Origin of the sequence: Veillonella sp. S13054-11 (genome assembly GCF_002959795.1) — a bacterium.
GTDB classification, from domain to species: Bacteria; Bacillota; Negativicutes; order Veillonellales; family Veillonellaceae; genus Veillonella; species Veillonella parvula_E.
In genome coordinates, this window is the sequence record NZ_PPCY01000003.1 from 74,708 (window position 1) to 101,400 (window position 26,693).

A 26,693-nucleotide genomic window follows, 5' to 3' on the forward strand; every position below is an offset into this window, starting at 1 on the left:
GAAAGGCTAATGAGCATCCCCCACAACACTAGGCCCGTTAATATTCTCTCGACCTGATATGTTGTGCTCTCTTTTAGATCCGTCCATATGGAATGTATAAACACCTTTATCTGCTTTAACTGTTCCATGACACTCCATCCCTAGTAATTTTTGTTGGAGAATAGCAATAAATTTACGACACATTTCGTCACTCGTACCTATACCATCTATACTGATACGCCCATCCTTAATGCTAAGATGCTGTAGACTAATATGTTCTGACATAGCGGCATCAAGAATATATAGGACCATTGTATTGGGTAATATATCTGTTTGATTCTTAAGGATTTTATTCTTTATTATTTTATTTCTTATTTCCATTAATTCACCATATTGTTGATGTATTTCTTGATACTGAGCATTTGCTTGCAATCGCACAATGTCTATCTTTCGATTTTCATAGCTACGATAGCTTGACCAACAACTATATATAGTAACAAGCCCTACTATAATGTATATAAGACTTATCCCATAAAGAAGGTATCGATAGGTATGCCATAAACTATGCCATCGTAACGAGCGAGGCATTAAATTAATACATCTGTCCTTACCAGCCCAATCCAATCCATTTAAGCCCCCTTGCCGCCATACCAATAGCCATGTCCCAATCTAATTGCCCTTGCTTGCAACGATTACGGCCACGACCTAAGAATAATAATGGAATATATTCAGTTTCTCCATACATGGAAATTATACCTTCCATATCTGTCCGTTCTTCATTTGTTATAGATTCTAACCCATACATCCGAATTCCCTGTATCTCATCTATACCAAAGTCTTGTAATCTCACTTCTAACTTATCCATAGCTTCAGCTACATCGCTACCAGTAATAGGTACAATACACTCTTGAATGCATATATCATTCCACCAAAGCCATAAATGCATGGCGCCTTCTTCCACAACACCTGTTACAGTACCGCTGCGCCGCATCAAGCAATAACAAATAGGAATAGGCCAAAAATCAATAACATCAACGGGTGCATAAGTATCTCGTATACCTTGCTTCAAAAGCTCTAGTGAATGCCGATCTACAGCCACCATAAACATATGATAATTGTGTCGTGGATATTCCCGGCGACAAGCATCCATTTGGAAACTATCCCCATCAAAGCTAAAGTAGTCCTCTATATTCCACTTTATAAACTCCTTCATATCAAAATCATGAGGATCATAAGGTGCTACATGCATTTGTGTATCAATATTAGCAACAATACTATATGCCCCTTCATCTAAATCATACGTTTCTATAAATTTTGTAACGTCTTCATCAATAGGTCCTGTACGCTTCATTTCTAACGCATCAGTAATGACCATTGTTTTATTTTCTATATGAGCGGTAACACATACAATATGTTCATCAGTTATACATACTCCAGAATGTATTTTCTTTTTTCGTTTCATAGAATCACCTCAATAAGGTTTTACCTTTATAACATGCATATGTTTTTCTTTATCTACGGTCACATACATATGTACACGACTCACGATTTCACTATTCTTCAGTTTTCCATAACTCATAATATGACGCGGATTATCTGTTGAGCTGTCCGCTTCAATAGTAATCTCTACATTTTCATCATCTATTACAACAAGTTTATTTTGAAAGTCCCATACATTTCCTAATTTACAATAGCCCACAAACCAATGAGCACCTCTTTGTGCTGCGTAATGAGCTTCTTCCAAATGCAATTCATCCACCACATTACTTTCACATATTTGTCCTATACGCAGCCCCATAAAAGCTAATAGTAATAAAAAGGACATCGTAAGTATCGCTATATATGTAATAAAGCCCGCGTTATGGGCTCCTATGTTCATGACTTGTCTCCTCTTTACTTTTATACCAATCATAAATAGCACTCTGTCCAATGGAGACCTCATATATGGTTAGTCCTCCATAACCACTTGTATATTTCCTATCATTAACAAAACGATTGTTAATATACCAGCGCAAATACACGGTCCCATTAGTATCTACACTAAAAGGATATTCCTGAGTATAGCCCACATTTCGTTTATCTGTAGTTCCTACAATTCGACTGCCACTGACAGGCTGCAAGCTACTATCTGTTAATTTTCTGTATAGTGCATGACGTTGTACAGTTAAGGTTGTACGTTTTGTATCGTGAATATATAAACTCTTATTATGGTCTTCTACAGTAACCTTCACAGGGTTCCATATCATTTGAGCCACAACCATCCGCCGTGTATATCGACCATCCTCCATCATAGCTACACTATCTAGTAATTTAGCATCCCACATAACTGCATAGAATACGATGCCTAACAATATGGTAAGAACTATGACAGAAATCGTCATACTAATGAGCGTAGAATACAAAATAAATCCCATATTATTTCTATTCTTACTATTATTTTTCTTATTATTATTTTTATTCTTATTTGCTATAGGATTCTGTTTATATTCTTTGTTCTTTCCAATTACCTTTTCTATATCCTCGCCCTTCAATGTATCCCCTCCAAATCAACTGATAGAGAGTAGACAACAGATTGATTATCGATGGCATCTACTGTTAATCGTTGTAAAGATACACCTTCTATCACTACAGGCTTTATATGTGTTTTATAAGTAATCTTTTCACTAGGACTCATAGTGAATTGAGAGTTATATACACCTGCTTCTATTGTTCCAGTTTTATAATAAGAAGCTTTAGCCTTTTCTAAATACGTTATGGTATCTTGCAATATATGATCCCAATAATACGCCTTATATACCGTAAGAGTAGCCATCCAAAATATAGATAATACAATAGGTAAAATGAGCATGATTATAGCAGCTGATATTAAGGCATCACCATACATAAATCCTTCAGTGCACTTCTTCCCACCTAATTCGCCCTGTTTGTACAGATATCCATATACGATTTTTCTCACCACTTTCACGATCTTTCAAAATAATTTCTGTCCCATCATAAGGTAAGCCTAAGGCCGAAAAAGAAATAATTGTCATAGACCGTTCGTTCTCAATATTTTGCGGTAATAATATGTTTACCGTATGATGATTAACATCTTCCTCTAATGTATAACTATCCTTATTTAAAATAAAAAGCATTCTTCCTTTACCATTAGATTTATGCCCTAACATAGACCACAGTTGAACTTTCTTGAGCATATACGCCACCTCTTGCGTAGCACCATTTAAAGTATAACGACTAGGTGTTGTCACAATAGGTAAGGCAATGGAGATGAGCAATAAGATTAAACCAATAGTAATAATCCATTCCGCCAATAAAGATCCACTCTGACGATTTATAAGTTGCACCTTAACCATTGATAAAGCACCTCCATATAGGAACCACCATGTAAGGCACACCATCCGCCAAAGCATAGAAAGGGACCAAATGGGATATATCGATTACGATAACCGGTGAGTAAGAGATAGAGAGAACCAACACAAAAAGTTACGTAAAAGAAACATATAATTTCCCATGGAGTAAGCCATATTGCAATAGCAGAAAACCATTTAATATCGCCTATACCAAAGCCTTTACGGCTAATCAAACGAAGTCCATATGTAATAGTACCTACGCTGATAACACTTAATAAGGTTACTAACATAGATTGATCATTTATATAGCTATATATAATGCCACCTATTACAAGAGCCAATGCTCCTTCATCAGGCAATATATAGTAATGCATATCGATGGTAGCACCTGCTATGATGATGAGTGAAAACACAGCATACAAAGCAATGTGAGTATAAGATATTGTTTTTGATGAAACTATAATAGGTAACAATATAGATGCTATATATACCAAAAGTCCTATTACATAATTAGTCCCTTTCATACCTTGTCCTTTCATATAACTAACGTATATAATTCATAATCTATACAAGTTAATTAAGGCTCATTAGGTGCTTTAACAACAACAGATTTTGAAGTCCCACCACTGACAACTTCATAAGTAATAGTGTATTCTTTTCCTTTTGCAGTCTTAACATGTTCAGTAAGATAACCTTCCTTATATAGATTTTCTACTGTTGGAGGTGTATCAACATTCTTATCAATCATATACAATTGAGTGGCATTTTTTATAATTTGAATATCTGCTGTTTCTTTAGCATTTCTAGCTTTATCCGCTGCAGATAAGAATTGTGGCATTGCAATAGCCGCTAATATAGCGATAACCGCTACTACAACCATTAATTCAACGAGAGTAAATCCGCCTTTTCTCGATTTTTTAAACCCTTCTCGAACACGAGAAATATGTAATCGATCTACGACCCATTGACCGCACATTTCTAATCGATGATTCACTCCATGAATCATATGCATAACAGACTTCATAATATTCTCCTTTTAATAGTTAAGTAATAACATTGTCTATTGCCCTCCTAAGTTGGCAATGGACGTGAATAAGGGATACATAACAGATACAACTAATACGGCTACACCGATTCCCATTAGGGTTAGTAAAATCGGTTCCAACAATCGTTCTAAACGGGCAATATATTTTGAAAGTATAGATTCATAGTAGCAGCCACAGTGGTTTAACATCTTTACTAATTCACCACTCTCTTCTCCAATGGAGACCATTTGCCATATAAAAGCATTTCCTATCTGACCAGTACGCAAACTTTCTTCCAGTGAGTGTCCTGATAATAACTTTGCTTCCACCTGTTTACTACATTCAACACCATATATATTCCCCCACAAAGGGCGTGTAATATTCATGGTTTGAATGATAGAAATACCAGAATCTAGTAAGAGAGCCCAAACTTTTAACATACTTGTATAATACACACAAGTACTCCATTGGTATCGGTGAGCCAACAGCCAAAGCCAACGATGTACTTTACACTTTATACTATGCTGTTTATAAGCAAATGCTAAGGAACCTATTACAACACAATGTATAGCTATTACCATTAAAGGATGCGATTTTAACCCTTGTCCTAATGCAAAAAGAGCTCGCGTCATCAAAGGTAATGTAATATGCATAGTGGTAAATACCTTTTCAAACGAAGGAATAATAAACAAAATGGTGACTAGAAAAAATATATTCATCATCAGAAGAAGAAATAAAGGGTAAGAAATAGCACTCATAACCTTTTGTTTCAGCTGCCTCTCCCAATCGTAGTGACGGGATATATATTGTAAACTCTCACCCAAGGTGCCCGCTGCTTCACCACTTTCTAGTAAAGCCAAAGCAATAGGAGGACATCCTTCACGCCGTAGGGCTTGTGATAAAGTCTGACCACGCTCTATAGATTCATATAAAGCTGTATAGAGTAGTCCTCGTTTTCCCTGGCAGAGTAGCTGTAAGGCACGCCGTAATGGAACACCAGATTCAATGAGTAGACCTAATTGATAAGTCACATCTACCACCATAGTATGATTCCATTTATGTTTCTTTTTTTCATTCTGCAACGATATCCTATAAATTTTATAGCCATCTCGTTTTAACCGTATTGCAATTTCTTGCTCTGAATCCCCCCACATCAAACCTTTTTCTGTTTCATTTTGATTATTTTTTACGACATATTCATAAGCCTCCATATACTCACCTACGATAATTGTTGATCAAGCAAGGTATGCAATTGTTGTTGGGCTCCATATTGTGCCTTTACATCTCGCACAGCCATTTCTAATGTTTTCATCGGTAGTTGCGTTTCTTGAATAGATATGATTTGTGGTTCCTTACGGGTCCGTATCAAATTTGCTACTGCATGGGTATTTAGCAAAATATCACGAATAGTAATGAACTTTTTATTCCATCGAAGTAAACGCTGACATATAACGGCCCGTAACACTTGAGATATTTGATTGCGTATCTCTTCTTGTTGCTCCCCAGGAAATAGAGAAATCATGCGGTGAACCGCCATCACTGCACGCTGTGTATGCATAGTCGCCATTACAAGGTGACCAGTCTCTGCCGCATGAAGTGCCGCTTCAAGGGTTTCACGATCTCGAAGTTCGCCTACCATAATGACATCCGGATCCTCTCGTAAAGCATCTCGAATACCATCTGACATAGTATTAATATCAGCACCTAATTGTCGTTGATGTATTAAAGACTTTTTAGGTACAAACTCAAATTCGATAGGGTCTTCTAAGGTAATAATGTGGCGCTCCATAGTCTGATTTATATAATCAATACAACAAGCTAAGGTAAAACTTTTACCACTGCCTGTAGGACCACAAACAAGCAATAGACCATCATGTGCTTCACATAGCTTTTGTAATAACTGACCTTCACTATTATCATCTAACTTAAGTTGCTGATGACAAAGTAATCGCAATGTACCACATATGGTCTGATTAGCTCGATATAGATGAACACGAATACGCACACCACAACAGGAACAAGCCTCATCAAGAGACTGCCATTCATAGGATGCTATACCGCAACGGCGCAATATATCCTCGATTAATTCTGTAGTACACATAAATGAAGTAGCCTTTAATCCATCACCATGTCGCAAATAGATAGGCTGACCACATTGTAGATGAATATCTGTTGATGATAGTTGTATTGCATTTTCTACAATAGTTTCTAAACTTTCACGTTTACAGCATGAGTCCACAACGATGCACCTCCTCTATAGATGTAACATGCTGAGATACGGCCTTACGAGCAGACTCTTCTAATGACAATAATAAATGTGTTTCCAATTCGTCCCAATGAGCCGAATTAGCTGGTATTTCTAAGTATTCAAATAGAGCAGTCCGTCCCTGATATGATGTACCATCAAATTTTCGTACTAGCCGTTGTGCAATAGCCCCCATTAAAGTAGCCCGTATTAAGTACGGCTCTACGCCCATATCCATGAGTCGCGTTACAACGCCTATAGCTGTATTGGTATGTATAGTAGATAATACGCGATGCCCCGTTAAAGCAGACTTAACGGCTAACTCTGCGGTCTCCTTATCCCTAATTTCACCAATCATAATCGTATCTGGATCTTGCCGTAATACAGAGCGAAGACCTTTGGCAAAGGTAAATCCAATCTTTTCATTAATACCAATTTGTATAGCCCCTTTGATTTCAGCTTCTACAGGATCTTCAAGACAGATAAGCTTAGTTTCGTCTAAATTTAACATGCGAAGCATGGCATATAAAGTAGCTGTCTTACCACTGCCTGTAGGTCCACAGATAAGTAATAATCCATAAGGACGTTTTAATAATTGTTCAATGTGCTCAAAGATATCCGGCTGCATGCCTAATTCTTTTAAGTCTTTATGACTCCCTTCATTTCCCATAAGGCGACATACTAAGGTTTCTCCGTATAGGCTAGGCAATGTAGATACACGCATCGTTACAGACTTATTTTTATGACTCCAAGACCAACGCCCATCTTGTGGTAAACGCTTCTCGCTAATATCTAGAGAGCTACAAACCTTAATACGGTTGATAATGAGTTCAGCTTCTTCAAATGATACAGTCATGTAATGTTGCAGCAGTCCATCTTGTCGCAACCGAACATGAGCACCACTTTCAACGGGATCAAGGTGGATATCACTTACATGGTGTTCTAAAGCATACAAGATAATATCGTCTAATGTTACGTCTACATACATGGTCACCTCCAATACCTTGCGGTATGTTTTTACCTCACACTAGCGTATGGCGTTATAGGTTTCGACATCAGCCTCTAAATCCCTCTTTTATTTTTAAAAATCCACGAAGCGAAAACTTTTCTTTTTTTAGACATACAAAAAAGGCGCCCCAAAGGGCGCCCTTATTGGACTATTAGATATAACGTATCTTATTTTAAGTTATAAAAAACGTCATTACCTTTATATTGAGCTGTTTCGTATAACATTTCTTCAATGCGAAGTAATTGATTATATTTTGCTACACGTTCAGAACGAGCCGGTGCACCAGTCTTAATTTGACCAGCATTTACAGCTACAGCAATATCAGCAATGAATGTATCTTCAGTTTCACCAGAGCGGTGAGATACTACGCAAGTGTAACCAGCACGTTTAGCAAGTTCCATAGCATCGAAAGCTTCAGTGAGAGTACCGATTTGGTTAACTTTTACAAGAATGGAATTACCTACACCAAGCTCAATACCACGAGCCAAACGTTTTGTGTTAGTTACAAATAAATCATCACCAACAAGTTGTACGCGGTCACCAAGGCGGTCTGTCAACAATTTCCAGCCTTCCCAATCTTCTTCTGCAAGGCCATCTTCGATGGATATGATTGGATATTTGCCTACTAGGTATTCGTAAAAATCTACCATTTCAGCTGCTGTTTTAACTTTACCTTCCCCAGCAAGGTTATATTTACCACCTTCGTAGAATTCAGAAGATGCAGAATCAAGTGCCAATTTGAAATCTTTTCCTGGTTCATAACCAGCAGCTTTAATAGCTTCACAGATTACTTCTAATGCTTCTTCATTAGATGATAAGTTAGGTGCGAAACCACCTTCATCACCTACTGCAGTACTAAGACCTTTATTGTGAAGTACGGATTTCAAAGTATGGTATACTTCTGCACAGCTACGAAGAGCTTCTGCAAAAGATTTAGCGCCTACAGGCATGATCATAAATTCTTGAATGTCTACGTTATTATCAGCATGTGCGCCACCGTTCAAGATATTCATCATAGGAACTGGCAACTCTTTTGCATTAAAGCCACCAAGGTATACAAATAATGGCAAGTCCAAAGATTCAGCTGCAGCACGAGCTACTGCCATGGATACACCAAGGATTGCATTTGCACCAAGGTTAGATTTATTATCGGTACCATCCAATTGCAACATTAAGTTATCGATTGCCACTTGTTCTGTCGCATCATAACCGATAAGTGCAGGACCGATTTTAGCATTTACATTATCGATAGCTTTTAAAACACCTTTACCGGAATAACGGGATTTATCTCCATCCCGTAATTCTACGGCTTCAAACATACCTGTGGAAGCACCAGATGGAACTGCTGCTGTAGCAATAGTACCATCTTCTAAACATACTTCAACTTCAACTGTTGGATTACCGCGGGAATCTAAAATCTCTCTTGCAATGACTTGTTCAATTACTGCCATTTTTTCACCTCATATAATCTAATGGAATAACTGCCATCTGACAGCCATTATATATATTGAGCTAAACCTTATAGGCTTATAACTCTAATTAACTACTAATATAGTGAAAGCTCCATATTATGCTTTATGTACCAAGCTATGACCTGTCATAGCTTTTGGTTGTTTTATCCCAGCTAAGTCTAATAATGTAGGAGCAATGTCACATAATTTACCAGCTTCTAATGTAGCTGTTTTTAAACTGTCGCTCATTAAAATTAAAGGAACCAAGTTCGTTGTATGTGCCGTATGTACCTTACCTGTTTCATGATTAACCATAAGCTCTGCATTACCATGATCTGCTGTAACTAACAGATGACCTTTCTTGCTACGAATAGCCTCCACGATACGACCTAAACAAGTATCTACTGCTTGAACCGCTTTAACGGCAGCTTCAAAGCTACCAGTATGACCAACCATATCTGGATTTGCAAAATTCAAGATAATCATGTCATATGTTTCATCTTGTATCGCTTGTACAACCTTATCGGTCACTTCATAAGCACTCATTTCTGGTTGTAAATCATAGGTGGCCACTTGAGGGGATTTTACAAGAATGCGATCCTCTCCTTCAAAGGGTTCCTCTTCACCGCCATTAAAGAAATATGTAACATGAGCATACTTTTCTGTTTCCGCAATACGCAATTGGCGATAACCACCTGCACTTAGAACTTCACCTAATGTTTCAGATAATGTATCCTTTTCATACACGATATGTACGGGCAAACCATCCTCGTATTTTGTCATAGTTGCCATATATATAGATAGTGGCTCCCTTTTAAAGCCATCAAAATCAGGTAACACTAGTGCCTTTGTAAGTTCACGACCACGGTCTGGGCGGAAGTTACAGAATATAACCGCATCTCCATCTTTGATAGTCCCTGCAGCATCAATCACCGTAGGAAGTACAAACTCATCTGCCGCATCTTTATCATAAGACTGTTGCACCGCTTCACATGCAGATATAGCTATTTCACCTTGACCATGCACAATGGCATTATATGCCAATTCAACGCGGTCCCAACGATTATCGCGGTCCATTGCATAATAGCGACCACTAACTGTAGCAATTTTACCACAATTGAGATCAGCCATATACGTTTCTAAGTCCTTTAAATAGCCTTGTGCACATTGTGGAGCTACATCACGACCATCGAGCAAAGCATGGACATACACATGCTCGATTCCATTATCATGAGCCCCCTTGATGACTGCCTTAATATGATCTAAGGAACAATGCACATTACCATCTGAAACTAGACCTATAAGATGTAAGCTTTGCTTCTTAGCTACTTCGTATAGTTCCTTCATAACAGGGCGATTATAAAACTCACCAGACTCGACATCTTTAGTAATACGAGTCAAATCTTGATACACTATGCGACCAGAGCCAAGATTTAAATGGCCAACTTCAGAATTTCCCATTTGACCTTCTGGAAGGCCTACCGCAAGCCCTGATGCTTCTAATGTTGTATGTGGATACGTATCCCATAATCGATTAAAACAGAGCGGCTTCGCCTGTACTACAGCATTGGTTGTGTCTGATTTATCCCCCAAGCCAAAGCCATCTAGGATGACTAGCATTACGGGAGCCTCTAATTTAGCCATTTGTAACCTCATATTAAGCGCTTACTTGGTTTGCAGCTTTAATAATATCAATAAATTCATCGACCACAAGTGATGCACCACCTACGAGAGCACCGTCAATATTAGGCTCTCCAAGGATTTCTAGTGCATTTTCTGATTTAACGCTACCACCATACTGGATGCGTACTGCATCGGCAGTTTCATTATCATATAAAGATTGAATGTAATTGCGGATTTCTTTGCATACCTCTTCAGCTTGATCAGCCGTTGCTGTCTTGCCCGTACCGATAGCCCAAATTGGTTCGTACGCAATGATCAATTGACTGACTTGTTCTTTCGGAATATCAGCCAAAGCCCCTTTTAGTTGAGACGTAATCCAGTCAAGTGTATGACCCGTTTCACGATGTTCTAAACTTTCACCAACACAGACAATAGGATTCAAATTATGATGAAATGCACTTTTAATTTTTGCATTAACGGTCTCATCTGTTTCGCCATAATATTCACGGCGCTCAGAGTGACCGATGATTACATAATTAACGCCTACTTCTGTAAGCATAAGTGGTGAAATCTCACCAGTAAACGCACCAGCATCATGATAATCCATAGTTTGTGCACCTACTTCAATAGCTGTATTTTTCGTCAATACTACAGCACGTTCGATAGCTGTAAAAGGCGGACATACAACTACATCACAGGACAATTCCATATCTTGTAACACGCTGTTAAACGCTTCGATCAGAATTGATCCAGATGCAATGGTGCCATTCATTTTCCAATTCCCTGCAATAATGGGTTTTCTCATATTATGCCTCGGACAATGCAGCAATACCCGGTAGGATTTTGCCTTCTAAGAATTCTAAAGATGCACCGCCACCTGTGGAGATGTGGCTAATTTTATCTGCTAAACCACTTTTTTCAATGGCTGCTACAGAGTCGCCACCACCAACGATAGTCATCGCATCAGATTCAGCTACAGCTTTCGCTACTGCATTTGTACCAGCTGCAAAGTTTTCCATTTCAAATACGCCCATAGGACCATTCCAAATAATAGTCTTCATTGGCGCCAATGCTTCTACATAAAGTTCGCGGGTTTTAGGCCCAATATCTAATATCATCCAGCCATCTTCGATTTGATCAACATCAACGATTTTAGTATTAGCATCGTTGCTGAAAGCATCTGCTACTACAGCATCAATAGGTGTTAGTAATTTAGCACCTGCTACACGAGCTTCCATAACAAGGTCTGTAGCGATAACTTCTTGACCTTCTTCAAATAAGGAGCTACCAATATTGCAACCTTGCGCTTTAATGAACGCATTAGCCATACCACCGCCGATGATCATTACATCAACTTTAGGCAATAAGTTAGAAATAACGGAGATTTTATCTGTAACTTTCGCGCCACCAATAATAGCTGCCATAGGTGTTTTGGGATGTACTATAGCTGCACTTAATGCGTCAATTTCTTTTTTGAGCAAGAAACCTGCTGCCATAGGGATATAATCAGCAATACCGACTACAGATGCCGCATTACGGTGAGATACACCAAACGCATCATTGATAGCAACATCTGCAAGAGATGCCAATTGCTTAGCAAACTCAGGGTCATTTTTAGTTTCTTCATTGTGGTAACGCAAATTTTCAAGCATCAATACATCACCAGATTGTAATGCTTTTACAGCTTCTTCAACTTTAGGACCAATGCAGTCATCTACGAATGCTACAGGCTTGTTGATAAGCTCGGATAAATGCTTAGCACATGGTGCCAAAGACATTTCTGGTTTGCGTTCTCCTTTAGGACGACCAAAGTGAGAAGCAAGGATAACCTTTGCCCCTTTTTCGATTAAGTAATTGATAGTAGGTAATGCACTACGAATACGAGTGTCATCAGTGATGACACCGTCTTTCATAGGAACATTAAAATCAACACGAACAAATACTGTTTTATTAGCTACTTGTAAACCTTCAATTGTTTGTTTCATCAAAGCCTCCTGATTATAAGCCTTTGCTTGCTACAAATGCGGCCATGTCGATAAGACGTTCGGAATAACCCCATTCGTTGTCATACCAAGAAACAACTTTTACCATGTTGCCATCCATAACCATTGTCAAATCAGCATCAACAATGGAGCTACGAGGATCAGAGCTGAAATCACAGGATACCAATGGTACATCAGATACACCAAGAATACCTTTTAATTCACCAGCTGCTGCTTTGCGGAATGCTTCGTTGATTTCTTCTTTAGTAGCCGGTTTTTCAAGTTCGCAAACAAGATCTGTAGCAGATACGTCTGGAGTAGGAACGCGCAATGCAAAACCATCTAATTTACCTTTTAATTGAGGCAATACTTTAGCAACAGCTTTCGCTGCACCAGTTGTTGTAGGAATGATGGACATTGCTGCAGCACGAGCACGGCGAGGATCTTTATGACGTGCATCAAGAATTTTTTGGTCATTTGTGTAGGAATGAATTGTAGTCATCATACCGCGTTTGATACCGAATTCATCACATAATACTTTAGCAAATGGAGCCAAGCAATTTGTTGTACAAGATGCATTAGAGATAATGTGATGTTTTGCAGGATCATACATATCTTGGTTAACGCCCATAACCATAGTTAAGTCTTCGTTTTTACCAGGTGCAGAGATTAATACTTTTTTTACAGTAGGTTGATTCAAATGAACCTTTGCTTCCTCTGCATCACGGTATTTACCAGTACATTCCATAACAATTTCTACGCCTTCTTCAGACCAAGGTAATTTAGAAGCGTCGCGGTCATGGAATACACGGATTTTTTTACCATCAACATAGATATTTTCTTCATCAAATGTTACTTCATTAGGAATTGTACCGTGTACGGAATCGTATTTTAACAATAATGCAGTACCTTCATTATCACCAGTTGCATTAATTGCCACTACATCCACATCAGGATTATTAATCGCTGCGCGAACTACACATTTACCGATACGACCAAAACCGTTAATACCAACTTTTACTGCCATTGTTAGATCCTCCTAATAACAAAAATTCTAACCATATTCAAACTAAAATTTATAACTACTAATTCGCCTATAAGGCAGAAATTTGTAACAATTGACGCATACCTTCGGCTGCTTGCTCATCAATGATAAGTATCCCTTTCTGGCAAGCTCGCATCACACCTATAATAGCGCTCGCTTTTTCTTGTCCGCCAGCTACAGCAATAACATTGGGAACCTTTACTACATCGGGAAGTGATAAACCAATATTATTAGTAGAATAAATTAACTTACCCTCAATGTCACAATATTGGCCAAGTGCTTCACCTACCGCATGATTATCTACCAACTGCTTACGCACATCATCGGCAATATGGCGCTGATCCGCCATGCGCATTGCAGTACCAATACCAAATAATAGTACGTCAGTCCTACTAATGAGGTCTCCAATTTCTTTAATTTGTGGTTCACAAGTCATGAGCATATGTAATGAGTCTTGTGAAAGTCCATCAGGTAAATGGAGCATCTTATAGGAACCACTTAGTCGTTCAGCAAGCACCGAAGCAATTACATTAGCTTGGTATTCCACTACTTCACCAACGCCACCACGGGCTGGTACCACAGTAGGATTGAAAGGTAAGATAGGTATTTCTTCAGCTATTGCTGCCATGGTGCTACCGCCACTGATGGCTACTACTGCATTAGGTTTCAATAGGTCTTGCAATAACTTTGCCGCTGTAAAGCCTAACTTTTTAACCATCAAGGTTCCTTCTGTAGGTGTAATAACAACTCTATCGATATGAAGTGCTTCAGTCAATCGATGTTCTAACTCGTTAATACGATCTAGCTCATTTAAAAAATTTCGTAACTTTGGAACAATTGCATGTCCCTCATCAGTGAGAAAAATCCCTGGTTTATAAATGTCTACAAGACCATTAGCACGCATTAACTCAATATGACTTCTTACGGTTCGCTCTGGAAGATCCGTTGCGGTAGCTAATGTTCTACGGCCTATAGGCTCTTCATAAACAAGGTGGTTTAGTATTTTGTATCGCTCCTTCAATACGCTAACAATTTCAGGAACAATACGTTCACATATCATTAGAAATTCGTTCATCGGGTCCCTCCTTTACCCGTTGAGATTACATGAATCGTTTTTCGTCCCATGTGAACAAAATCCGTCCCACCTAAAATAAAAAAATACTTTTACACTTGTATTGTATACCTTATGTAATTTTTATTCAACCCTAAATAAGAGAAAACGACATACGCCTTAGATAATTTGTTATTATTTCAAATCTAATAATATGTCGTCATGTCCCCTTATTATATTCTAATATGTCGTTTTATTGTATTTTATTTTGTACCGAAGATACGGTCACCTGCATCCCCTAAGCCAGGCAAGATGTAACCATGATCATTAAGCTTTTCATCAAGTGCTGCTACATAAATAGGAACATCTGGATGTTCTTTATTTACTGCTTCTACCCCTTCAGGAGCAGCTACTAAGCACATTAATTTAATATGTTTAGCACCTTTTTCTTTTAGCAATGTAATTGCTGCGGCTGCACTACCACCAGTAGCAAGCATTGGATCAGTTACGATGAAGTCGCGTTCCCCTACGTCGGATGGTAGTTTACAGTAGTATTCTACTGGTTTCAAAGTTTCAGGGTCACGGTACAAACCGATATGACCAACTTTTGCAGTTGGAATTAAACTAAGCATACCATTTACCATACCTAGACCAGCGCGAAGAATTGGGATAATACCCAGTTTTTTACCTGCAATTCGTTTGCCAGTCATTTTAGTTAGTGGTGTTTCTACATCCACATCCTCAAGTGGTAAGTTGCGTGTAATTTCATACCCCATCAACATAGTAATTTCATCAAGTAGTTCTCTGAAATCTTTAGAGCCTGTTTGTACGTCACGCATCAATGTAACTTTGTGTTGAATCAATGGATGTGTCATAACATTAACTTTCATGACTGTCCTCCTATAAAACAATATACATATCCCATTCTAGCGATTAACTATTATATTTACTCTATCACAGATTAGAAAATCATGCCATAAAAATATTGAAAGGGATGTGCCAATGGCACACCCCTTTTACACTACCTATAAACTTATAGGACTATAAATATATATTTAATATTAGTACAATCGATTAGTACAATGGATACGCTTCACAAAGTGCAGCAACACGTTTACTAGCTTCTTCATGGACCGATTTATCCTCAGGATTTTTAAGAACCACTGCAATAATATCAGCAATTTCTTCCATATCTTTCACTTGCAAACCACGTGTTGTAAGAGCTGGCGTACCAAGGCGAATACCACTTGTTACAAATGGGCTAGCGGGATCAAATGGAATTGTATTTTTATTACATGTAATACCTACTTCATCGAGTAAGTGTTCAGCTTCTTTACCAGTTAAACCAGTATTACGAACATCTACAAGCATAACATGAGTATCTGTACCGCCAGAAACAATTGTTAAGCCCTTTTCTTGTAATGCTGCAGCCAACGCTTTTGCATTGTCGATAACTTGTTGTGCATACACTTTGAACTCAGGTTGTAAAGCTTCACCAAATGCTACAGCTTTAGCAGCGATAACATGCATCAAAGGACCACCTTGGATGCCAGGGAAGATGGCTTTATCGATTGCTTTAGCATACTTTTCTTTGCAAAGAATCATACCACCACGAGGGCCACGCAATGTTTTATGAGTTGTTGTAGTAACGATATCTGCATATTCCACAGGGTTTGGATGTAAACCAGCTGCTACAAGTCCAGCAAAGTGAGCCATATCTACCATGAAAATAGCATCTACTTCGTGTGCCACTTCAGCCATTTTCTTAAAGTCGATTTGACGGCTATAAGCACTACCACCAGCGATAATCAACTTAGGTTTTGCTTCCAATACAATTTTACGGAACTCATCGTAGTCGATTTGTTGTGTTTCAGCATCTACACCATAAGGTACTACATTGAAATATGTACCAGATACGTTAACTGGAGAACCATGAGTCAAATGACCGCCATGGGACAAGTTCATACCCACAATAGTATCACCTGGTTGTAATAATGCGAAATACACGCCAAAGTTTGCTTGAGAACCAGAGTGAGGTTGTACATTAGCATGTTCTGCACCGAACAGGCGTTTTGCACGTTCGATAGCCAATGTTTCAATAACATCAACATTTTCACAACCGCCATAATAGCGTTTACCAGGATACCCTTCTGCATATTTGTTAGTCAATACGCTACCTTGAGCTTCCATTACAGCTTGAGAAACAAAATTTTCAGAAGCAATCATTTCTAATTTATCGCGTTGGCGTGCTAACTCTTGGTTGATAACAGCTTGAATATTAGGGTCTTGTTTTTCTAAGAAACTCATGAGTATCCTCCTCATATAGAACAACTATCTATAAAGTAATGATGTATTATTTCTCTAATGCTTTTATTTTCTCTACACGACGTGCATGACGTCCACCTTCAAACTCAGTTTCCATAAAAATGGTTACAATATCGTTAGCAAGGCCTGGTCCAATAACGCGTTCACCCATAGTAAGGATGTTCGCATCATTATGTTCACGACATGCGTGAGCAGAAAATGTATCATGACAAAGAGCAGCGCGAATGCCCGCTATCTTATTTGCTGCAATACCGATACCGATACCTGTACCACAAATCAAAATACCGCGATCTGCTTGACCAGATACAACTGCATTTGCTACAGGTACTGCAATATCAGGATAGTCGCAAGACTCAGCTGAATAACAACCAAAATCCTCTACTTCATGTCCCAATGCACTCAATACTTCTTTAACAGATTCCTTCAGATTTAATCCGCCATGATCACAACCGATTGCAACTTTCATAATTTCATCTCCTACGCCTTCTGAGGCACTGATGTAAGACCGGCCTCTACTAAGTGATAAATTTGTTCCGCACATTGATTATATACGGTTTGGTCAGATCCATATGGGTCCGTAACATCACCATCTAGACCACCCCACTCGGAAATTGTTTTAATTTTACCTTCCTCAAAGGGGAATTGGCGAAGTAGTACAGATTTGTGATCTTTCGTCATACCAAGAATAAGATCTGCTGCATTTACGAGTTCCATCGTTAAGGGTCTCGATTCATGGTTGGAAATATCTGCAATGGAACGGACAGCTACTACGGCTTGTTCAGTTGGTTTTGCTCCATAAGCGGCAAATAAACCAGCTGATACAGTTGTAACATCCTTATGTTTCTCCGCTGCAAGGGCCCGTGTAATACCTTCAGCCATAGGGCTGCGGCAAGTGTTACCGGTACATACAAATAAAATATTCATAATAACATCCTTACTCAATCACATTTTGTGATTACTTTATACATTATAGCAAATCTATCCAATATGTAAAGACATTTTTCTATTATCAGTGGACATCTTTATGCTATTAAATTTACTTATAAATGATATGATGACTCGATGCTTTTTCCATTCGATTCATAATGGCAACACCGAAACCATCATCATCAACACCTTCTGCTAGGATTAGCGTAACATGATTTTCATTAAAATGTAATAGACTTTTATAAAAGTCGTGCCCCAATGCTAACGCATCTCCATGATGGCCAAAACAATGGCACATAAATCGTCCATCCTCTTTAATCAAGTTATACGTTTCATGACTTACCAAACACCCTATGGGACCTTCTATGCCTTCTGAAAGCTCTTTGAAAGTGTGTGCTACACCTTCTGGACTACCTACAACAACCGTCATAGGTGCATCAGGCGCATAATGCGTATACTTCATGCCAGGAGCCTTTGGTATAGTGGTTGCATTAACTAACGCAGTATCATACTCAACAGTAGACACCACACGTTCAAGCTGTGCTTTTGTAATTCCACCAGGTCTTAATATAATGACCTTATCATCATGGACTTCTACAACAGTAGACTCTACACCAATCGTACATGGACCAGCATCTAAGATATAGGAAATGCGACCATTCATATCATTATATACATCTTCTGCAGTAGTTGGACTTGGGCGCCCTGAAATATTGGCACTAGGTGCCGCTATAGGTATGCCTGCACGCTCTAATAATACTCGACATGCCTCATGATCAGGACACCGAAGCGCCACACGAGATAAACCACCTGTTGCACGATCTGGCACTAAATCAGATTTAGGCAATGTAATCGTTAATGGCCCTGGCCAGAATGTATCCATTAAGGCTTGCGCCGTAGCAGAAATTTCTGTTACCAAAGGTTTTATGCTTTCACTATTAGGAACATGCAAAATAAGTGGATTATCAGAAGGCCGTCCTTTGGCAGCATAGATTTTATCCATCGCCTCTGGATCTAGACCATTTGCACCTAATCCATATACAGTTTCTGTAGGAATAGACACCAATTCACCATTGCGCAAAGCACGGGCTAACGTATCTATATCTTGTTCTGATGGATTTGTAATGATTTTAGTATCCATATTAGCCCTCATATACAGCTGTCACTACCCGGTTATGACCACCGAGGTCAGCTATAAATTGAATATTCGAATATTGACCTGTTTCTTGCAATAAAGCACCTACCTCTTTTGCTTGGTCAAAGCCTACTTCAAACGCCACACGGCCATTAGCGTTTAAATAATTTCTACATTCTTTAGCTAAGATTCGATAAAATTGAAGCCCATCCTCTCCACCAAATAATGCAATATGAGGCTCATTTAATACATCTGGAGACAACATCTTTAAATCACCAGTTCGAATGTATGGAGGATTAGAAACAATAAGATCAAATTTCTCCTCTTTTCCATATAAAGTGGAGAACATATCTGATTCCATAAACTGTACTCGGTCAGCTAAATTAAAGGACTCACCATTTTCGCGTGCCACCGGTAAAGCATCTGTGGAGATATCTAAACCAACACCACTAGCATTTGGCAAATAATGTAATAGACTTAATAATATTGTCCCAGGGCCTGTGCATACATCAAGAATACGCACATTACTATCTTTTGGATAAGTACCTAGTACATGCTCAATCAAGGTTTCCGTATCAGGTCGTGGAATCAATACCTTATCATTCACCTTAAAGGTCAACCCCATAAAGTCCTTTTCCCCAATGATAGCCGCTACACAATGCCCCTTAGCCCGTTGTTGAACGAGAGGCCTAAAGGCATCGAGCTCGTCTTGAATAAGCGGTTGGTCATAATGGGTATATAGATAAATCCGATTTTTACCTAAAACGTGAGAAAGCAGTACTTCCCCATCAAGTCGAGGTGTATCCATCTCCTTGCTTTGAAAGTACTGCTCTGTCCACTGGAGAATACGACCGATTGTCCAAATCTCCTTATGCATTTGTATTAGCCTCCTGCATTTTTGCCGCTTGGTCTGCAGCATTTAAGGCTTGAATAATTTCATCAAGATCGCCATTTAAAATAGCATCTAATTTATATAATGTTAAATTAATACGATGATCTGTGACGCGACCTTGTGGGTAGTTATAGGTGCGAATACGTTCACTACGATCACCTGTGCCGACTTGACTCTTACGATCTGCAGCCATACTAGAAATGGCCTCTTGTTCAGCTTGATCCTGTAACTTAGCACGCAATACACGCATAGCTTTTTCACGGTTTTGTAATTGAGATCGTTGATCTTGACACGCTACAACGATACCAGATGGTAAGTGTGTAATACGAACAGCAGACTCAGTTTTATTGATATGCTGACCACCGGCACCACTCGCACGATATGTATCAATTTTTAAATCTTTTTCATTAACTTCAATATCAACATCTTCCATCTCTGGCAATACGGCTACTGTAACTGTAGATGTATGTACACGGCCTTGTGTTTCTGTAGCCGGTACACGTTGTACACGATGTACACCAGATTCAAATTTCATCTTAGAGTATACATTTTCACCATCCACAGAGAAAATAACCTCTTTAAAGCCACCAAGCTCTGGTTCATTAGCATCGATAATCTCACAACGCCAGCCTTGGCTTTCCGCATATTTTGTGTACATGCGAAACAAGTCACCTGCAAATAATGCAGCTTCATCACCGCCAGCGCCCCCGCGAATTTCGATGATAATATTTTTATCATCATTAGGATCCTTAGGCAATAATAGAACTTGCAACTTTTCTTCCAATTCCTCTTTTTGAGGTTTCAACTCTTTCAATTCCTCTTGTGCCATTTCGCGGAATTCTTCGTCCATGGATTTATCTTCAATAACTTCCATAGCTTCATCAATACCAGATAAAACTTTTTTGTAAGTACGGAACGTTTCAACGGTTTCAGATAATTGAGCATGTTGACGGGTCAATTTACGCCATTCATCTTGGCGAGCAATGACCTCTGGGTCACTAATGCGCTGCTCAAGATCCATAAATTTATCTTCAATAACTTGTAATTTATCAACTAACATGTTTATTCCTCTTCATATGCGTCACTCTCAGGCGGACGGACCTCTTCTAAAGCTCGTATAGCAACTTCAATTTGATCATCTTCTGGTTCACGCGTTGTCATATATTGTAACGCAAGACCTGGTTTAATAAGAGCTTTCACAAAAGAATGATCGCTACGTCCAGCAAGACGAATTACCTCGTACGCAATACCAGCTACTACAGGCATAAGGAGTACGCGGCTCACGATACGTTCCAACAAATTGGGCCAACCCAAGAAAGCAAATACAAAGATACTAACTACCATAACAATAAGTAAGAAATTTGTACCACATCGCGCATGCAAGCGACTTTGTTGGCGAACGTTTTCTACAGTTAAAGGCAAATCTAATTCATAAGTATGAATCGTTTTATGCTCTGCCCCATGATATTGGAAAACTCGTTGAATATCCTTCGTAAGACCAATCCCCCAAATATAAAGTAAGAAAAGTACTAAACGAATGACACCTTCAATGAGATTTAATACTATATGATTATCCTGTACACCAGGAATGAATTTTACGATAAATGTAGGCAATGCCAAAAACACAGCTATCGCAAATAGTGTAGAAATAACCATGGTAATGGCGATTTCACTATTAGACATTTCTTCCTCTTCATCGCCAGCAGCCTTAGCAGAGAAGGATAAAGCCTTCATGCCTATCACTAGAGATTCATAGAGAGCTACACAGCCACGAAGAAATGGTTTTTTCAATATTGGATATGTGTCAGCAATGGACTTTGTAGCCTCTTTTTGAACTACAATAGTTCCCGCAGGCTCACGTACGGCAGTTGCCGTATAGCCAGGGCCTCTCATCATGACACCTTCGATCACAGCCTGTCCTCCGACAAACTTTTTTATACGTTCTCTGTTCACAAGATCTCCTCTCATAAACAAATATAGGCAGAGCCAACAGCCCTGCCAATACATGTTACATTACAATACAAATTATTTGCCGTAACGTTTGTTAAATTGTTCAATACGACCACGAGCTTGAGCCGCACGTTGTTGACCAGTGAAGAACGGATGGCATTTGGAGCAAACGTCTACACGAAGGTCTTCTTTTACAGAGCCAGTTTTGAATGTGTTGCCACAACCGCAAGTTACTGTAGCTTCTTTATAGTCTGGATGAATACCTTGTTTCATTCTATACACCTCTTTCCAGCAATCAATATTATTCTTATAGATTATAGCATGACACCTGCACAAATGCAAGTAACCAATACTATTCCTTGGATGCTTGCTTTTCTTCAATAGCCTCAGCTAAAATAGCTTCCAAGTCGCTTTCGTTGAGGATGTCACGCAATGCAATAAGCTCCTCTAAAGAAAGGGTAATACCTTTTTTCATGCTTGTATATTCACTATCCCAAGCACGAAGATCAAACTTAGGATTGTATTTTCCCCAACTAGTACATGTTAATTGTTTTTTCCAACCATCTTTATCTTCAGATAAAGTACCAATAACCTTGAAGATTTCAAAATTAATAACTGCCATAGGTCCTCCTTTCTTACATATTCATATGCTATGTTTCGTATCTACTATATTTAGTAGTTTATATTTTTTAGGATACGATATATTTTAAACCAAAATTATATGATTTACAATTCTTTTTTATAGTCACTATAATCTTCAATATCAATAGAAGCTGTAGGTGGCATAACTTGTGCACCTAATGAATCTACGGTCTCTTTCCAACTCGTTGTAGCCTCCGTAACAGCCTTAATATATGCCTCGTCAGCAGCCTGTACAGATTCAATTAGTTGGGTCTCATCCTTTACATCTAATACGCGACGACGTACGCTACTAAGCATATAGCCAAAGGATTCATCTGTTTGAACGAGCATGGAGATTTCTTGAATCAATGTTTGACCCGTAGTGCTGCAGAAATAGGCATACCACATATATGCTAATTCAGCATCTGGGAGCATCCAGTACATATCATCTACAGGCGCTTCTGTCGCAATATCTACATCAATATGATCAGTATGACGTTTAAAAGTAAGAAAATAAGCTCCACTTTCAATAAGAGCAGTGCGACCTAATTCAGATACACGGCTATCAATGCAATAAATACCATCTTGACCTAAGGCTACGTCCGTTTGACTGCCGGGCAACAAAATAGAACGCAAGGACAAGCCATAATTTAATACCGTAAATACTGGCAATTGCGCAAATACGCCATGAGGTAATGGAATATAATTAATTGTTTTCCACTCATCCCCTACACGTTCACGAAGACCAACACGCATTTTTTTTACATCGTATTTACCATATACGATTTCATAAGCCCCTAATGGAGTCCATTCCCGTATAGCTTCTACTCGTTTTTGGTTCAAGAAAAATTGCAACGCCATATTATTTAAGCCCAATTGATTTTGTGCCATTGTAGCAGGTAAGAATAATTGAGCAGTCCCTTCTGGAACCAAGTTATGTAATCCGTTAGCGACCTCTTCCACAATATCTTCAGAGGATTGGAACATACCAACTGTGCCTGTAAAGATATGGTCAAAATAGCTACGATGAGGCCATTGATTAATGATTTGAGCCATTGGATATAAACGTGTCAAAATGCTATAACACACGGGAGATGCCGTATACAGAACGACTTTTTTATCTTCATAAGATTGAAGAATCTCTTCAACCATGCCTGCATATTCTTCTACATAAGCATACAGAACCAATTCTCCCGTTTTACTATGAGCTTCGATACTTTCACGAACAGGAATTTCCCAAATAGTGCCTACATCTAGACCTTCTAAAATACCTGTGTCACTAATAAAATCAAACAATTCCACTCTAAAGGATGGTCCATAAAGAGCTTGGAATGTATTCAAATCATATGGTACAGGACCAAAGGATTCTACTGTGGATTTTTCTGCTAACGCATATAAATCATCTGCCGTTACACCCCACTCACGGGAGCTAGCATTACTAGAAATCAATTGATCTAGCACTTTAAAACGCATTAACTCATTTACAATATCAATTCCCTCAATACCATGATTAGCACAAAGGGCAATAAATTCTTCGTTATTTACTTTCATATTAAACCTTTCCGGCTGAAGGACATAGATGATTTAAAAAACATTCATTACACAAAGGCTTACGAGCCTTACACAATCTACGGCCATGATAGATTAACCAGTGGTGTGCGGCAGCCCAGTCCTTTTTTGGAATTGCCTTTTGTAACTTTTGTTCCATCTCTTCTGGCGTCTTAGCAATACCTAATTTTAATCGGTTAGACACGCGAAATACATGTGTATCTACCGCAATGGCTGGTGTACCAAATAAAACGGATACCACAACATTTGCTGTTTTACGCCCCACACCAGGCAATTCAACGAGTTGATCAAACTCACGAGGCACCTCTCCATGATATCGGTCAACTAAAATTTGACAAGTAGCAATTAAGTTTTTTGCCTTGGACTTATAAAGGCCACAATCTTTAATAAGAGTCTCTAACTTAGCAACTCCAATTTCAAGCATCTTTGCAGGATGATTAAGTTCAGGAAATAATCGTTTAGTAACAATATTAACTCGTTCATCCGTACATTGTGCTGACAAAACTACAGCAACTAATAATTCAAATTCATTTGTATACTCAAGGGCAGGTTTTGCATCAAAATAATGCTCTTGTAACAATTTCAACTGCTCTGCCTTTATCGCTTTTGTTACACGCATACAGTTCTCCTTTCTCACCTGTGAAAGTACAGACGCGTACAACTTATATCTTACCATACGTATTCATTAAGTTCTATGTTATAATAAAACATACTATTCTAATATAGAATACAGGAGGCTCATATGAGTAATATTAACGATACATTAAAACGAATAAATGAACTAGCTGCAAAGAAAAAATCTGGTCAAGAATTAACGCCAGAAGAGTTAGCAGAAAAAAAAGAACTATACGAAATCTACTTAAGCTTCATTCGTGGTCAAATTACAAGCACCTTGGACCGCGTTGAATTTATAGACCCAGAAACAGGTGAAAGAACCGCTCCTAAACGAGCGCTTGAAAACTTGGCAAAAGAAGCTGATAAAGACATTAAAGAGCATAAAGATATTCACTAATGTAACAAATAAACAAAATTGATTACATTACTAATATCCTTTTATATTTATTCAATCAAATTTATATCTACATACTAAAAACCACTTGATACATGTATCAAGTGGTTTTTAGTATAATTTACTTATGTATTATAATTTACCAAGACGTTTCATGGCATTATAAATTTTTTCAGCTAGACCTGTCATTTGACATTTAGGAATACCACATGCTGCTATACGAATACCATTTGCTAATGCAATCACATAGATGTGCTCTTTTTTCAATTCTTCACAGATAGCATTCGCAGAGTCTGTAGGAATTGTAATAAAGAAGCCACCGCGGTAAGGTAACATAGGAAGTCCTACTTGTGCTGCTTCTTGTTTAAAGATATCAGCACGATCGCGAATTAATTGATAATAGCAATTGCGTTCAGCTTCATATTCCTTAAACTTAGCTGGATCAGCCACAATATTAGCCATTGTACGCATTGCGGGACGACAAATATTGGACCATGTGGCACGACTTGTAGATTTGTTAACTTCGAAAAACTCATCAGCTATTTCTTCATCATCAGAGATCCCAATCATCGCACCAACGCGCTGACCATACATAGTAAATCCTTTAGATAAGCTATAACACACACAGGTGAGAATTTCTTTTGGTAAATGACTAAATTTATTGAAGAACGCACGTACCTCATCTTTTTCACCAGAGTAATCAAGATATGCTACATCAATACCAATAATCACATTATTTCGACCAATAGCAACTAAATCCTTCAAGAAATTAAGGATAGAATCCCAATCTTTATCCTCAATAGAGTAGCCGGTTGGGTTATTACCTGGTGTGTTAAAGATAACAACCACATTTGTTTGTTTAGCCGCCAATTCGTTTACACGATTTTGGAATGCTTCATGATTAAAGTTATTATGTTCATCAAATAAGGAATACGTAACTAGTGTACGTCCAGTATCACTACAAATAACACGGTATGCACCCCAGTACCAATCCGCTGTTAATACTTCATCACCAGGCTCTGTATAGTTATGAATCAAATGATGAATGCCACCAGTGCCACCTGCGGTAGCAATGCTACGAATATGACCTTCTGGACGGAAATTACCAAAACATTCTTTTTCAGCAGCACACAAAAAATCTGGAATACCCGCAATTGGTGCATAACCAACATGTTCAGAATCCGAAAGACTCAAATATTCTTCTTTAACGGTCTTAAGAAAAACTAAGTTTCCCTCTTCATCATGAATAGCACCCAACGTACCATTCACAACATTCTCACGGCCATTTTCTTTAGCATCAGCTTGAGCTTGACCAGCAGTTACGAAGATTACGTCTTTTAATTTTTTTCCTTTTGCATGCTTTGCAGCAACACTTGTCATAACTTGCACCATCCTATCTGAAATGAATATTACACATTTATCATACCTAAACTGATTTAAATATACAACGTATATTCAGTAAATATATTGTATACATAGAAGATTTAACTAACTATTAGTAATTC

General features: G+C 38.5%; 31 protein-coding genes. 1 reads left to right on the plus strand and 30 read right to left on the minus strand.

Annotation, left to right across the window (positions count from 1 at the left end; all coding sequences use genetic code 11):
• Positions 1-6: 6 nt before the first annotated feature.
• The 29 genes from VPHSUH08_RS03770 to nth form a co-directional block, all read right to left on the minus strand.
• Entirely contained in the window at positions 7-603 is a 597-nt protein-coding gene (locus VPHSUH08_RS03770) for a fimbrial assembly protein (RefSeq protein ID WP_105086763.1), read from the minus strand.
• Positions 587-1,441 carry a hypothetical protein gene (locus VPHSUH08_RS03775; protein WP_105086764.1) on the minus strand — a complete coding sequence of 285 codons (855 nt, stop codon included), beginning with the start codon at positions 1,439-1,441 and terminating at the stop codon, positions 587-589. The genes VPHSUH08_RS03770 and VPHSUH08_RS03775 overlap by 17 nt, the downstream gene beginning before the upstream one ends.
• A 9-nt stretch (positions 1,442-1,450) precedes the next feature.
• A complete protein-coding gene (locus VPHSUH08_RS03780) occupies positions 1,451-1,858 on the minus strand; it encodes a hypothetical protein (protein WP_004697137.1) in 408 nt (135 codons plus the stop codon).
• Positions 1,839-2,510 (minus strand): hypothetical protein, encoded by a 672-nt coding sequence (locus tag VPHSUH08_RS03785; RefSeq protein WP_105086765.1) that lies wholly within the window; start codon positions 2,508-2,510, stop codon positions 1,839-1,841. The genes VPHSUH08_RS03780 and VPHSUH08_RS03785 overlap by 20 nt, the downstream gene beginning before the upstream one ends.
• Positions 2,507-2,863, minus strand: a complete 357-nt coding sequence (locus VPHSUH08_RS03790) for a hypothetical protein (RefSeq protein WP_004696139.1) — start codon at positions 2,861-2,863, stop codon at positions 2,507-2,509. The genes VPHSUH08_RS03785 and VPHSUH08_RS03790 overlap by 4 nt, the downstream gene beginning before the upstream one ends.
• 7 nt (positions 2,864-2,870) lie before the next feature.
• Positions 2,871-3,332: a hypothetical protein gene (locus tag VPHSUH08_RS03795; RefSeq protein WP_004697487.1), complete on the minus strand. Its 462-nt coding sequence runs from the start codon at positions 3,330-3,332 to the stop codon at positions 2,871-2,873.
• A complete protein-coding gene (locus tag VPHSUH08_RS03800; protein WP_105086766.1) occupies positions 3,311-3,853 on the minus strand; it encodes an A24 family peptidase in 543 nt (180 codons plus the stop codon). Before VPHSUH08_RS03800 ends, VPHSUH08_RS03795 begins: the two co-directional genes overlap by 22 nt.
• Before the next feature lie 53 nt (positions 3,854-3,906).
• Positions 3,907-4,353 carry a competence type IV pilus major pilin ComGC gene (locus VPHSUH08_RS03805; protein ID WP_004697182.1) on the minus strand — a complete coding sequence of 149 codons (447 nt, stop codon included), beginning with the start codon at positions 4,351-4,353 and terminating at the stop codon, positions 3,907-3,909.
• Positions 4,354-4,389: 36 nt separating this feature from the next.
• Positions 4,390-5,565: a type II secretion system F family protein gene (locus VPHSUH08_RS03810; protein ID WP_105086767.1), complete on the minus strand. Its 1,176-nt coding sequence runs from the start codon at positions 5,563-5,565 to the stop codon at positions 4,390-4,392.
• Positions 5,566-5,573: 8 nt separating this feature from the next.
• Positions 5,574-6,593, minus strand: coding sequence for a type IV pilus twitching motility protein PilT (locus VPHSUH08_RS03815; protein WP_105086768.1), 1,020 nt, complete (start codon positions 6,591-6,593; stop codon positions 5,574-5,576).
• Positions 6,577-7,587 (minus strand): GspE/PulE family protein, encoded by a 1,011-nt coding sequence (locus VPHSUH08_RS03820; RefSeq protein ID WP_105086769.1) that lies wholly within the window; start codon positions 7,585-7,587, stop codon positions 6,577-6,579. Before VPHSUH08_RS03820 ends, VPHSUH08_RS03815 begins: the two co-directional genes overlap by 17 nt.
• Before the next feature lie 188 nt (positions 7,588-7,775).
• Complete coding sequence (gene eno, locus VPHSUH08_RS03825) at positions 7,776-9,059, minus strand: phosphopyruvate hydratase (RefSeq protein WP_008601191.1); 1,284 nt, start codon at positions 9,057-9,059, stop codon at positions 7,776-7,778.
• A 117-nt stretch (positions 9,060-9,176) separates the two neighbouring features.
• Entirely contained in the window at positions 9,177-10,703 is a 1,527-nt protein-coding gene (gene gpmI / locus VPHSUH08_RS03830) for a 2,3-bisphosphoglycerate-independent phosphoglycerate mutase (protein WP_105086770.1), read from the minus strand.
• Positions 10,704-10,716: 13 nt separating this feature from the next.
• Positions 10,717-11,487 carry a triose-phosphate isomerase gene (gene tpiA / locus VPHSUH08_RS03835; protein ID WP_060919726.1) on the minus strand — a complete coding sequence of 257 codons (771 nt, stop codon included), beginning with the start codon at positions 11,485-11,487 and terminating at the stop codon, positions 10,717-10,719.
• A gap of 1 nt (position 11,488) precedes the next feature.
• Positions 11,489-12,667 (minus strand): phosphoglycerate kinase, encoded by a 1,179-nt coding sequence (gene pgk, locus VPHSUH08_RS03840; RefSeq protein WP_039964996.1) that lies wholly within the window; start codon positions 12,665-12,667, stop codon positions 11,489-11,491.
• Positions 12,668-12,680: 13 nt separating this feature from the next.
• Positions 12,681-13,691 (minus strand): type I glyceraldehyde-3-phosphate dehydrogenase, encoded by a 1,011-nt coding sequence (gap, locus tag VPHSUH08_RS03845; protein WP_004697289.1) that lies wholly within the window; start codon positions 13,689-13,691, stop codon positions 12,681-12,683.
• Positions 13,692-13,758: 67 nt separating this feature from the next.
• Complete coding sequence (locus tag VPHSUH08_RS03850) at positions 13,759-14,784, minus strand: sugar-binding transcriptional regulator (protein ID WP_004697235.1); 1,026 nt, start codon at positions 14,782-14,784, stop codon at positions 13,759-13,761.
• A 239-nt stretch (positions 14,785-15,023) separates the two neighbouring features.
• Positions 15,024-15,650: a uracil phosphoribosyltransferase gene (upp, locus tag VPHSUH08_RS03855; RefSeq protein ID WP_004697164.1), complete on the minus strand. Its 627-nt coding sequence runs from the start codon at positions 15,648-15,650 to the stop codon at positions 15,024-15,026.
• 184 nt (positions 15,651-15,834) lie between these two features.
• Positions 15,835-17,067, minus strand: a complete 1,233-nt coding sequence (glyA, locus tag VPHSUH08_RS03860; protein ID WP_004697326.1) for a serine hydroxymethyltransferase — start codon at positions 17,065-17,067, stop codon at positions 15,835-15,837.
• Between the two features lie 46 nt (positions 17,068-17,113).
• Complete coding sequence (rpiB, locus tag VPHSUH08_RS03865) at positions 17,114-17,551, minus strand: ribose 5-phosphate isomerase B (RefSeq protein ID WP_004696955.1); 438 nt, start codon at positions 17,549-17,551, stop codon at positions 17,114-17,116.
• A gap of 11 nt (positions 17,552-17,562) precedes the next feature.
• A complete protein-coding gene (locus VPHSUH08_RS03870) occupies positions 17,563-18,009 on the minus strand; it encodes a low molecular weight protein arginine phosphatase (protein ID WP_004697098.1) in 447 nt (148 codons plus the stop codon).
• A gap of 112 nt (positions 18,010-18,121) precedes the next feature.
• Entirely contained in the window at positions 18,122-19,153 is a 1,032-nt protein-coding gene (locus VPHSUH08_RS03875) for an L-threonylcarbamoyladenylate synthase (RefSeq protein WP_004697150.1), read from the minus strand.
• A 1-nt stretch (position 19,154) separates the two neighbouring features.
• Positions 19,155-20,024, minus strand: a complete 870-nt coding sequence (gene prmC / locus VPHSUH08_RS03880) for a peptide chain release factor N(5)-glutamine methyltransferase (protein ID WP_004697198.1) — start codon at positions 20,022-20,024, stop codon at positions 19,155-19,157.
• Positions 20,017-21,099 (minus strand): peptide chain release factor 1, encoded by a 1,083-nt coding sequence (gene prfA / locus VPHSUH08_RS03885; RefSeq protein WP_004697261.1) that lies wholly within the window; start codon positions 21,097-21,099, stop codon positions 20,017-20,019. Before prfA ends, prmC begins: the two co-directional genes overlap by 8 nt.
• 2 nt (positions 21,100-21,101) lie before the next feature.
• Positions 21,102-22,007 carry a DUF1385 domain-containing protein gene (locus tag VPHSUH08_RS03890; RefSeq protein WP_008601206.1) on the minus strand — a complete coding sequence of 302 codons (906 nt, stop codon included), beginning with the start codon at positions 22,005-22,007 and terminating at the stop codon, positions 21,102-21,104.
• A 57-nt stretch (positions 22,008-22,064) separates the two neighbouring features.
• Positions 22,065-22,262 (minus strand): 50S ribosomal protein L31, encoded by a 198-nt coding sequence (rpmE, locus tag VPHSUH08_RS03895; RefSeq protein WP_004696185.1) that lies wholly within the window; start codon positions 22,260-22,262, stop codon positions 22,065-22,067.
• Positions 22,263-22,341: 79 nt separating this feature from the next.
• Positions 22,342-22,611: a YdbC family protein gene (locus VPHSUH08_RS03900; RefSeq protein ID WP_004696187.1), complete on the minus strand. Its 270-nt coding sequence runs from the start codon at positions 22,609-22,611 to the stop codon at positions 22,342-22,344.
• 104 nt (positions 22,612-22,715) lie between these two features.
• Positions 22,716-24,161 carry a hypothetical protein gene (locus VPHSUH08_RS03905; RefSeq protein ID WP_105086771.1) on the minus strand — a complete coding sequence of 482 codons (1,446 nt, stop codon included), beginning with the start codon at positions 24,159-24,161 and terminating at the stop codon, positions 22,716-22,718.
• Position 24,162: 1 nt separating this feature from the next.
• The gene (nth, locus tag VPHSUH08_RS03910; RefSeq protein WP_004696192.1) at positions 24,163-24,798 is read right to left on the minus strand and encodes an endonuclease III; all 636 of its coding nucleotides are present in this window, start codon (positions 24,796-24,798) and stop codon (positions 24,163-24,165) included.
• 123 nt (positions 24,799-24,921) lie between these two features.
• On the opposite strand from nth, the gene VPHSUH08_RS03915 reads away from it, so the two are divergent.
• Positions 24,922-25,191 carry a DUF896 domain-containing protein gene (locus VPHSUH08_RS03915; RefSeq protein WP_004696194.1) on the plus strand — a complete coding sequence of 90 codons (270 nt, stop codon included), beginning with the start codon at positions 24,922-24,924 and terminating at the stop codon, positions 25,189-25,191.
• A 129-nt stretch (positions 25,192-25,320) separates the two neighbouring features.
• On the opposite strand, the gene VPHSUH08_RS03920 is transcribed toward VPHSUH08_RS03915, so the two are convergent.
• Positions 25,321-26,568, minus strand: coding sequence for an aminotransferase class I/II-fold pyridoxal phosphate-dependent enzyme (locus tag VPHSUH08_RS03920; RefSeq protein WP_004696196.1), 1,248 nt, complete (start codon positions 26,566-26,568; stop codon positions 25,321-25,323).
• Positions 26,569-26,693: the final 125 nt, after the last annotated feature.